The sequence below is a fragment of the Sphingomonas silueang genome (assembly GCF_040049155.1).
Taxonomy (GTDB): Bacteria; Pseudomonadota; Alphaproteobacteria; order Sphingomonadales; family Sphingomonadaceae; genus Sphingomonas; species Sphingomonas silueang.
In genome coordinates this window covers 39,620-48,434 of the sequence record NZ_JBDZDK010000030.1, presented here as the reverse complement: position 1 = coordinate 48,434, position 8,815 = coordinate 39,620, and the positions used below count along the sequence as shown (strand labels likewise).

Here is an 8,815-nt window from a genome sequence, read left to right as displayed (position 1 = left end):
ACGAGCGCTCGTACGACCAGTCTCAGAACCGAAAACTTCCCGCACCGCCCGCGCCCTCGTCAAAGACGATAAGCATCCCGGCTACGGCCAAACGGGCAAGGCGGCCCTCAGGCCACGCTTACAGGCGATCTGCATCCCGAGCGATTGACCAGCCCGCCCCGCGCCCTCCGGCGCGGGCTAGTCGCCTAGAACCGGCTCGCGCTCGCGGACAATCGTACCATCGATCTCGCGCCATTCGGAGGGAGTGAGCACCATCCCAGAGAGGGGCAAGCCAAACGCCCGTGAGAACGCGGGCGCGATCGCCGTCCGAAGCGTTCGCACCCGACGCCACCCGGGCTCGCCAGCTCCATCGATGGCGACCAGCACCAAATCGACATCCGCCGGATGAGCGTCCAAGTCCAGCACGGAGCCGAAAAGAAAGGCGGCTGACAGATCACCCTGGACTGGTGCCAGTGCGTTGCGAAGCCAAGCTCTCATTCGGCGAACCCGACACCCTTGCGCTTCAAATAGGCGAAGAACTGGCCGTAGGGCATCACGGAGACGCCGTTCGCGCGACCGTAGGCCTTCGCCTCGACGGTCGCGCCGCTCCAGGTATTCGAGTAGGCAATGATCGTCGCGCCAAGCTCGCGAGCCTTCTCCACGACGTCGCTATCAACATTATACTCGCTGGAATTAGGGCAATAGACGCGCTCCTCCCCACCCTGAAACGTGATCGTCAGGATGGGGTCTCCGCCGTCGCACGCCGCGTCACTCTCCTCGTCGATCTTGGTCCGCAGCCAATTAGTGCTCAAATCTTGTCTCCCGAGGCTTCGTAATAGGCTGACAGGACAGTGGATCGCTGGTTAACGAGGTGACCTCGGATCGAGGCCGGAAACATGAACTTTTTGTAGAGGTCAGTCTGCACAGTTTGGAAAGTCTCATACATCGCGACGTGCAGCAGCAGCGACTGATACGAGGCGAGCGAGTCGGTTTCCGACATGAGATGCGTCTTCGTTCGCAGGATTGTCTCTATCACGACGTTGTTGGCGAGCACCTTCTTTTTCGTCTCCGCCCAGACGAGCGCTGCAGCCTCTCGGCCGGCCTCATCTTCCGGCCAAGTCTTCCTGCTCGTCTTCTCGAAAATCTCGGCGTTGATGTCGATCAGCGCCAGCAGCGGGTTGTAGAATTCGCTGAGCGACGCGGAGAGCTGGTCGATCTTGCGCTGCTTAAGGGCAGCCTTGAACGTCTTGCCGGCTTGGAGATGCACGATCCAGAGCGCGATCGCGTTGGTGATTGCGAGCGTCAGTCCGGCTCCGACAAGCGGCCACACGCCCTTCTCGTACCATTCGTTGTCGTCCTTCGGGGCGAGTTGGAGTGCCTCGCTGGACTGGATGACGAGCGAGTGGGTGGCAGGAGGAGCGCTTGCGGCCGGCACCGCTGCGAGCGCTGCCAGCGTCAGCGCCCCCCATGCGGCCGTCACCCGGCGTGGCGCCTTCACGGTTGAGCCGTCGATCTTAATGCGATCTGGATAGGAGCAAATGTCATCATTATAGCATAGCGGGGGCATCGGCTCTTGTCAGGTGAACGATACCAAGGCTGCAAGACCACAGCTGGCCGGAAGCCGCCCGTTTCCAATCGCGAATCTTGGCAGGGAGCTAAGCTCAAGTCGCCCGTCAAAAGCGCGCCGAGTGCTTTGTCCCAGCTCTCGCCATCGAGGTTGGTCGACCGAGCGCGATGAATGAATGTCTGAAATTGAGCAGCTGGGAAGGCGGTCTGAACGTCCGGAAATGGGTCGTCTCAGCCGAACGGCTGCTTGGGGGTTCCGAACCCGATCCCGGCCGCTAGGTGGATCGTCCGGATATATCCAAACCGGCAGTCACACCACTCGCAGCAGTCCCGTTTCTCCGTGTCCAACCGACCGTTTCGAGATAATGCAATCGGGAACAGGTTTTGGGAAAACGGCTCAAACCTAAGCGCATCGGAGACTGAGCATGCATTTGCTGTCCCTCTGAACCTTCCTTTACGGGAACGCCGATCAGGCTCTGGTTAGCTCAGTTTTGCGCGTGATAGTCCAATGCTCCAGTCGTTTGTAGACGATCACCTTGTCGCCGATCAGATCTCCATGCCGGCGACAGAAGAGGTCGAGCTGATCGCGATCGCCGACCAGTTCGACACAGATCGTCAGATGCGGATCGGCAATTTCCGAGCCGTTCTCCCGGATCGGTTCGTGATTGCTGAAGCCGTAATGGGTATTTTGCGCGACGGCGTTGATGATGCCGTCCGCCTTCGCGGTGCGAATCAGCTCGCGATAGAGCGGCTTTGCCCCCCAGAAGCGACGCGGGCCGATCTTGTCGGACGGTTTCAGATAGATGCGCAGCATCCCGACTTCGCGGTGATGGACGGTGAAACGATTGGGCATGACGGGCTTTCGACAGGAAACAGGATCAGGCGCGCGTGCGCCGGCGAGAAGCGCGGTGCGTGCGGGCATCGCGCAGGGTCGCGTCGGGTGTGAGGTGTGCGGCAGGTACCTTTGGCACAGCGACGCGCTGCGACAGGTAGATGCCGTTGTGGCCTGAGCAGAGGTAGGCGACGAAGCACGCGACTGCGATCGGCACCGCATAGGCCGCGCCGAACAACTCGATCCCCATGAACGTGCAAGCCAGCGGTGTGTTGGCCGCGCCCGCGAACAGCGCGACGAAGCCGATCGCTGCGAATAGCCCCGACGGTACTCCGAACATCGGCGCGAGCGCATTGCCGAGCGCCGCGCCGATAAAGAACAGCGGCGTGACCTCGCCCCCCTTGAAGCCCGCGCTCAGGGTCACGACGGTAAAGAGCAGCTTCAGCGCCCAGCTCCACGAGTGCGTATCGGGACCAAAGAAGCTGGCGATGGTCAGGCTGTCCGGTGTCGCGGCGAGCGTACCCAGGCCAAGATAGTCGCGGGTTCCGAGCAGCCAGACCAGCGCAATCACGGCCAGCCCGCCGATAACGGGTCGTAGTGGGCCATAGGGGATCACGCGCTTCAACCATCCGCCCAGCGCGTGATTGGCCTCGGCAAAGGTCAGCCCGGTCAGACCGAAGGCAATGCCGGCGACACCGGCCTTGGCGACGAGCAGCGCGTCGACCGGCACCAGCGCATCGACATGGTAGACGCCGTGATGAATGCCCCAGGCAAGACAGGTCCAGTCACCGACCAGCGCCGCGACCAGGCATGGCACCAGCGCGCGATACTCGACCCGACCGATCGCCAGCACCTCCAGTGCAAAGACCGCGCCCGCAATCGGCGTCCCGAAGACCGCGCCGAACCCAGCCGCGATCCCGGTCATAAGGAGGGTGCGTGTCGCTTCCGCATCCAATCTGAGCGCGCGTCCAAACCCGCTGGCAAGACTGCCGCCCAACTGCACGGCGGTGCCTTCACGTCCCGCCGATCCCCCGAACAGATGTGTCACGACCGTGCCGAAGAAGATGAGCGGAGCCATGCGCAGCGGCACGCCGCCCCCCGGTTCGTGGATTTGCTCGACGATGAGGTTGTTGCCGCCTTCGACCGAGCGCCCTGTCAGATGGTAGAGCAGTCCGACCACGAACCCGCCGATCGGCAGCAGGTAGAGCAGCCAGGGAAAGGCGAAGCGAAGCCGGGTTACGGCGTCGAGGCTCCGCAGGAAGGCCGCGCAGAGCGTTCCCACCGCTGCGGCCATCGGGACCAGGATCAAAGCCCACCGCAGTACCGACGTGGCATGGGTGCGGCGATCGCGAATGAACGCTGCCATGTTGAACTGGTCATAGAGATTGCGAAATGTCGCGCGCACGATTCCTCCTTGCTGCCTTGCGGCGCCTGGTAGGAATCATCGGCCCTTGCGAGGGCGGTTCGACCGAATGGCCCGGCGGAAATCCATCGCCGTGCCTGCGCATATGCTGTCCGACCGCGACCCGGTCAACCAACCGCAGAAGCATGAGACTATCGTTTTGGTGAGGACCGATAAAATGGCTTTGGCCACGGAATAAACCCCGACGAGCATCGTCTACGCTTTCGAGACCGATGCGCTGGAGGCTTATGCGTAGACGAGATTGGATGCTGGGTCTGACGGCTTCGGCCCTACTTACCGGCGCAGTCGCGGCCGCCCCCGCCGATGGCTACGCTACCATGATGTCTGTCGCGATGGACCGGATGATGGCGGGCATGATGGTCAAGCCGTCCGGTGACGTCGACCGCGACTTCGTGGCGATGATGCTTCCGCATCATCAGGGTGCCATCGATATGGCGGTGGCGGAGCTGCGCTACGGCCATAACGAGCAGCTCAAGCGCATCGCGCAGGAAATCATCATCGATCAGCAGCAGGAGATCGCCGCCATGAAGCTGGCGATCGGCCAGCCGCTACCGCCTTCGACGCCAGCCCCGACGCAGGGCGGCGACCACCATAGCCCTATGGAGCACTGACATGATCCGGACCATCCTGCGCTCGGCCGCCTTGCTGATGAGCGCCGCACCGGGCCTCGCCATGGCCCAGCAGGCGCCGTGGAACGCTAAGGACATGCCCGTCAGCCACCGCGACCGCGTCTATGCGTCTGAACAATTCTCCAACACGGTGTCGGTGACCGACCCGGCCGACAACCGGCTGCTCGGCGTCATCAAACTCGGCGATCCCCAGCCGATGAACTTCTCCCCGCTCTACAAGGGACAGGTGCTGGTTCACGGCCTGGGCTTCTCGCCGGACGGGAAGACCTTGGCGGTCGTGTCGATCGGATCGAACGCCGTGTCGTGGATCGACACCGCCACCAACACCGTCAAGCACACGACCTATGTCGGGCGCAGTCCGCACGAGGCGTTCTTCACGCCGGACGGCAAGGAGGTGTGGGTCACGGTCCGCGGCGAGGATTATATCGCCGTGCTCGACCCCACGACGTACAAGGAGACGGGGCGCATCAAGACGCCCGGTGGTCCGGGCATGACGATCTTCTCTCCCGATGGCCGGTACGGCTATGTCTGCTCTTCGTTCAATCCGGTATTGGCTGTGTTCGATGTCGCGACCCACGCGCAGGTCGGACAGGTGGCGCAGCCAAGCCCCTTCTGCCCCAACATCGCCGCGACGCCGGACGGCAAGCAAGTGTGGTTTACGCTGAAGGACATCGGCAAGACGGTCGCATTCGATGCTCGGCCACCCTTCGCGATCCTGAAGGTGCTGGATACCGGGCCTATCACGAACCATGTCAATTTCGCCCGCACGGCCAAGGGGCAGTTCGCGTATGTGACGGTCGGCGGAGAGAATGTGGTCAAGGTGTTCCGCACGTCCGACTTCACGCCGGTGGCAACAATTCCGGTCGGCAAGATGCCGCACGGTGTTTGGCCATCGGGCGACGGCCGGCGCGTTTATGTCGGGCTAGAGAATTCCGATGAGCTGGCCGCGATCGACACTGCCGGCAACACGGTCGTCGCTACCGTGCCGGTCGGACAGGCACCGCAGGCGATCGCCTATGTGTCGAACGCAGTTCCGACAGGCCCCGGCACCGACAATCTCCAGCCGCTCGGCACAGCGGGCAAGGCGCTGCATCTGACCATGGGGCCGATTGGCGGCAAAGGTACGGCAAGCAGCATCACCCTCTTCGACCAGGGCATCATTCAGGTCGTGCAGAGTGCCGTTACCGGTTTGCAGCCCAAGAAGCCTTACATGCTCGTACTGACCGCCAATGCGGACGGCAGCGGCGCTGTAGAGCCGCTTGCGAACTTCATGAGCAACCCGGCAGGTGCGGCGATCGTCAACGCATCGGGTCCGATCCGCCAGATCGTTCAGGGCAGCACCGCGACACCCCGGCGCTTTCTGGCGGTTGCGGAGGTGGTGAACGGCGCGCCGGGGCGCATCGTGCAGGTGCAGCGCGACTGAGATGGACCCGCTTGCCGCCGCGATCGAACCGCTGATCCCCGGGCTGCGCCGCTATGCCCGGTCGTGGTTGCGCGACCGGGTGATGGCGGATGACGTGGTGCAGGATTGCCTGGAGCGCGCGGTCGGGCGCTGGCGACAGCGACGGGGTGCGGAGGTCCGCCCGTGGGTCTATGCGATCCTGCACAATTTGTTGGTCGATCATCAGCGGCAGCATAGCCGGCGAGGTACGGCGGTTCCGCTCCACCTCGTGGACGACGCCGCGCTCGGCCGCCCGGCCGATCAGGACACAGGCCTGCACCACCGCGACCTGCTGCGCGCGCTTGATGCGTTGCCTGAAGAACAGCGAACGGTGCTGCTCCTGGTCTCGGTCGAGGGCCTGCCCTATGCGGAGGTCGCTGCCGTAGTCGGCGTGCCGCTGGGCACGGTAATGTCGCGCATATCGCGGGGGCGCGACCGTCTGGCGACCCTCCTCCGGGAGGGTGAACGGCCGCGATTGAGGAGCGTGCAATGACCAGCCCGATCGGCGAGGACGATCTGGCCGCATGGATCGATGGCAGGCTGTCGCCCGAGCGGCAGCGCCTGGTCGACGCCTATCTTGAAGGCCAGCCGGACGTGCATGCCCGTGTGCGAGAGCAGGCGGAGCAGGCGCGAGCCCTTGCATCCCTGTTCGCCCCCGTCGCGGATGAACCGATCCCGGCGACGATGCGCGTGGCAGCGATCAGGGGACGGCAACGGCAACCGCGTTGGCAGCTCGCCATCGCCGCGTCACTTCTGCTGGCGTTGGGGTTTGGCGGTGGCTGGTCGAGCGCGCGGTGGAGCGGCGAACCCCGCGCGGGCATCGCGGCGCTGGCCAACGAGGCGAGTGATAATTTCCGTGTCTATGCCGCCGACCGGATACGACCGGCGGAGATCGGCCCCGACCAGCGCGCCATGCTGATCCGATGGACCTCCGCTCGATTGGGTGAGCGCGTCACGATCCCGGACCTCAGCACGGCCGGCTATCGCTATGGCGGGGGGCGACTGGTCGCGACGCCCCACGGCCCTGCGGCACTGCTCCTCTACGACGGACCGCAAGCGTCGAAACTTGCGGTGCTGACGAGGCCCATGCAGATCGACAAGACCGCGAGCATGACCAGCACGTCCAGCGGGACCATGGGCCGGGTCACATGGGCGGTTGATGGGATCGGCTATAGTGTGGTGGGCGAGCGACCCGCGGCCGAGTTGCATCCGATCGCCGACGAGGTCCGGCGCCAGGCCGATGCGGCGCTGGTGTCCTGATTGCACCTTGCCGCTTCCCGACGCCGACAGGCACCGGGCGATCCAGCGGGATCACGGCTTGCGCTCGACGTCCTTCCTGTCGGCCTCGGCCGGCGTCCGGCGAGCCCGCTCGCGGATGCGGCGTTCCAGCGGCGCACCGACGAACAGGACGAGCATTGCAAGGCTCACCCCGCCGATGATGAGCGGCCACACTGCCAACCCCGCTGCCGCGCCGATCGTGGCCGTCACCCAGATGCACGCGGCGGTCGCCAATCCATGCACTTCCTGACCCTGGCCGACCCGCAGCACCGCGCCGGCACCGATGAAACCGACGCCTGTCAGAATGCCCTGCATCGCCCGTCCTGCGGCGTCGGCGTTTACATTTGGCAGGCCACTATGCACGACCGCCTGCACGGCGATGCAGCTCGCCAGACCGACCAGACCCAGCGTTCGCAAGCCCATGATCTGCCGGTTCTCGCGCGAGCGTTCCCAGCCGAGCACCATCCCGGCCGCGGTCGCCACCACCAGCCGCCCGATCGCATCGATCCAGAAGCCGATGTCCGATGCCGCTGACGCTTCGATCATTCGACCAGCACGTGGACGTGATGCCAGGCGGTGCACAGATATCCGGCGAAGTTCCACATCGTGTCCGGCCGTTCGGGCTGTCCCTGTCCAGCCCCGTCGAAGGCGCGCACGACAAGGTGCTGGCGACCTTTGGCAAGCGTGGCGTCGAGGGTCCAGCGCCGCCAACCCCAGTGCGTCTCCGGATCATCGGCGAACGTCGCCTGTTGCCACTCGCGACCACCGTTTACCGACACTTCGACCCGAGAGACGCGGCGATCATAGGCGATGGCATAGCCCTCGATCCGCACCTCCCCGGCCGGCAGGCTTTCGCCAGAGCCGGGCACGCAGATCGCGGCGTTGAGCGGCATGGCATTGATGGTCAGACCCCGGCTCCAGTCGACGGTGTCGCTCGTCACATCGGCGGGAAACAGCTTGTAGTCGTGCGCCTGGATCGGTGCGTCGGAAGGCATGTCTCGCACCTCGATCCGTGTCAGCCATTTGGCGCTGCGCACGCCGGCATAGCCCGGCACCACCATGCGGAGCGGTGCGCCGTGTTCGGGCGTCAGCGGCTCGCCGTTCATCGCCCAGACGAGGAGGACGTCGGGCTGCCGCGCCTTGCTCATGGCGATCGATACCCCGAACAAGGCTTCCTCGCCCTCCACGTCCACCTCGTCCGCGCCGGTGAACGCCACGAACAGGTCGGACGCATCAGGTGCGCCGACCGCATCGAGCACATCGGCCAGGCGTACGCCGGTCCACTCTGCATTGCCGATCGCGCCGACATCCCAAGGATCACCCGACGTTTTTCCGACCTGCTGGAGGTCAGTGCGCCGGTTGCCGGCGCACTGGAGAACTGCCGTCACCGTCCGCGTGGGGAACGTAGCTTTCAGTTCCTCTACCGAGAAAGAGCGGCTCGCCATGCCCGTCCCGCTCACCTCGATCCGATGATTGGCGGGCAGATCCGGCACTGGCCCGTGGCTGCGCACGTAGAACAGCGCCTGCGGCGTCAGGAACCGCTCGATCAACGCACTGGGCGTCGGCTCGGCGTTGTAGGGATCGGATTTGCGCTCGATCATATCGGTCATGGACGAACAAACGCCGCAAGCGCGCGGATCGCTTCAAGTCTTCAAGACCATCACAGA

General features: G+C 64.5%; 10 protein-coding genes and 1 riboswitch. Of the genes, 4 read left to right on the top strand and 6 right to left on the bottom strand.

Features of this window, described 5'->3' with window-relative positions; translation table 11 throughout:
- Nucleotides 1-473 precede the first annotated feature (473 nt).
- From ABLE43_RS19500 to ABLE43_RS19485, 4 genes are all read right to left on the bottom strand, one after another.
- On the bottom strand, nt 474-791 hold the full coding sequence (locus tag ABLE43_RS19500) for a hypothetical protein (protein WP_348979811.1): 318 nt from the start codon (nt 789-791) through the stop codon (nt 474-476).
- A complete protein-coding gene (locus ABLE43_RS19495; RefSeq protein ID WP_348979810.1) occupies nt 788-1,459 on the bottom strand; it encodes a hypothetical protein in 672 nt (223 codons plus the stop codon). Before ABLE43_RS19495 ends, ABLE43_RS19500 begins: the two co-directional genes overlap by 4 nt.
- A 555-nt stretch (nt 1,460-2,014) precedes the next feature.
- Entirely contained in the window at nt 2,015-2,398 is a 384-nt protein-coding gene (locus tag ABLE43_RS19490) for a DUF190 domain-containing protein (protein WP_007406288.1), read from the bottom strand.
- 25 nt (nt 2,399-2,423) lie between these two features.
- On the bottom strand, nt 2,424-3,782 hold the full coding sequence (locus tag ABLE43_RS19485; RefSeq protein WP_042489218.1) for a voltage-gated chloride channel family protein: 1,359 nt from the start codon (nt 3,780-3,782) through the stop codon (nt 2,424-2,426).
- 23 nt (nt 3,783-3,805) lie between these two features.
- A riboswitch (Fluoride riboswitch) is annotated at nt 3,806-3,882 on the bottom strand.
- A gap of 163 nt (nt 3,883-4,045) precedes the next feature.
- Here ABLE43_RS19485 and ABLE43_RS19480 point away from each other — a divergent pair.
- From ABLE43_RS19480 to ABLE43_RS19465, 4 genes are read left to right on the top strand one after another with little or no spacing between them, the layout of a single operon-like run.
- Nucleotides 4,046-4,411 (top strand): DUF305 domain-containing protein, encoded by a 366-nt coding sequence (locus tag ABLE43_RS19480; RefSeq protein WP_219994278.1) that lies wholly within the window; start codon nt 4,046-4,048, stop codon nt 4,409-4,411.
- Nucleotides 4,412-4,448: 37 nt separating this feature from the next.
- On the top strand, nt 4,449-5,852 hold the full coding sequence (locus tag ABLE43_RS19475; protein WP_348979813.1) for a beta-propeller fold lactonase family protein: 1,404 nt from the start codon (nt 4,449-4,451) through the stop codon (nt 5,850-5,852).
- 1 nt (nt 5,853) lies between these two features.
- The gene (locus ABLE43_RS19470; RefSeq protein ID WP_007406239.1) at nt 5,854-6,363 is read left to right on the top strand and encodes an RNA polymerase sigma factor; all 510 of its coding nucleotides are present in this window, start codon (nt 5,854-5,856) and stop codon (nt 6,361-6,363) included.
- The gene (locus tag ABLE43_RS19465; protein ID WP_007406229.1) at nt 6,360-7,130 is read left to right on the top strand and encodes an anti-sigma factor family protein; all 771 of its coding nucleotides are present in this window, start codon (nt 6,360-6,362) and stop codon (nt 7,128-7,130) included. Before ABLE43_RS19470 ends, ABLE43_RS19465 begins: the two co-directional genes overlap by 4 nt.
- Before the next feature lie 51 nt (nt 7,131-7,181).
- Here the strand turns inward: ABLE43_RS19465 and ABLE43_RS19460 are convergent, their stop codons facing one another.
- Complete coding sequence (locus ABLE43_RS19460) at nt 7,182-7,694, bottom strand: MgtC/SapB family protein (protein ID WP_058733712.1); 513 nt, start codon at nt 7,692-7,694, stop codon at nt 7,182-7,184.
- Complete coding sequence (locus tag ABLE43_RS19455) at nt 7,691-8,758, bottom strand: molybdopterin-dependent oxidoreductase (protein ID WP_058733711.1); 1,068 nt, start codon at nt 8,756-8,758, stop codon at nt 7,691-7,693. Before ABLE43_RS19455 ends, ABLE43_RS19460 begins: the two co-directional genes overlap by 4 nt.
- Nucleotides 8,759-8,815: the final 57 nt, after the last annotated feature.

Bases quoted from the DNA above. Each gene is read 5' to 3' on its own strand.
- ABLE43_RS19475 (WP_348979813.1), top strand. From the start codon at position 4,449: ATGAGCGCCGCACCGGGCCTCGCCATGGCCCAGCAGGCGCCGTGGAAC.
- ABLE43_RS19470 (WP_007406239.1), top strand. From the start codon at position 5,854: ATGGACCCGCTTGCCGCCGCGATCGAACCGCTGATCCCCGGGCTGCGC.
- ABLE43_RS19490 (WP_007406288.1), bottom strand. From the start codon at position 2,398: ATGCCCAATCGTTTCACCGTCCATCACCGCGAAGTCGGGATGCTGCGC.
- ABLE43_RS19455 (WP_058733711.1), bottom strand. From the start codon at position 8,758: ATGACCGATATGATCGAGCGCAAATCCGATCCCTACAACGCCGAGCCG.
- ABLE43_RS19465 (WP_007406229.1), top strand. From the start codon at position 6,360: ATGACCAGCCCGATCGGCGAGGACGATCTGGCCGCATGGATCGATGGC.
- ABLE43_RS19460 (WP_058733712.1), bottom strand. From the start codon at position 7,694: ATGATCGAAGCGTCAGCGGCATCGGACATCGGCTTCTGGATCGATGCG.
- ABLE43_RS19480 (WP_219994278.1), top strand. From the start codon at position 4,046: ATGCTGGGTCTGACGGCTTCGGCCCTACTTACCGGCGCAGTCGCGGCC.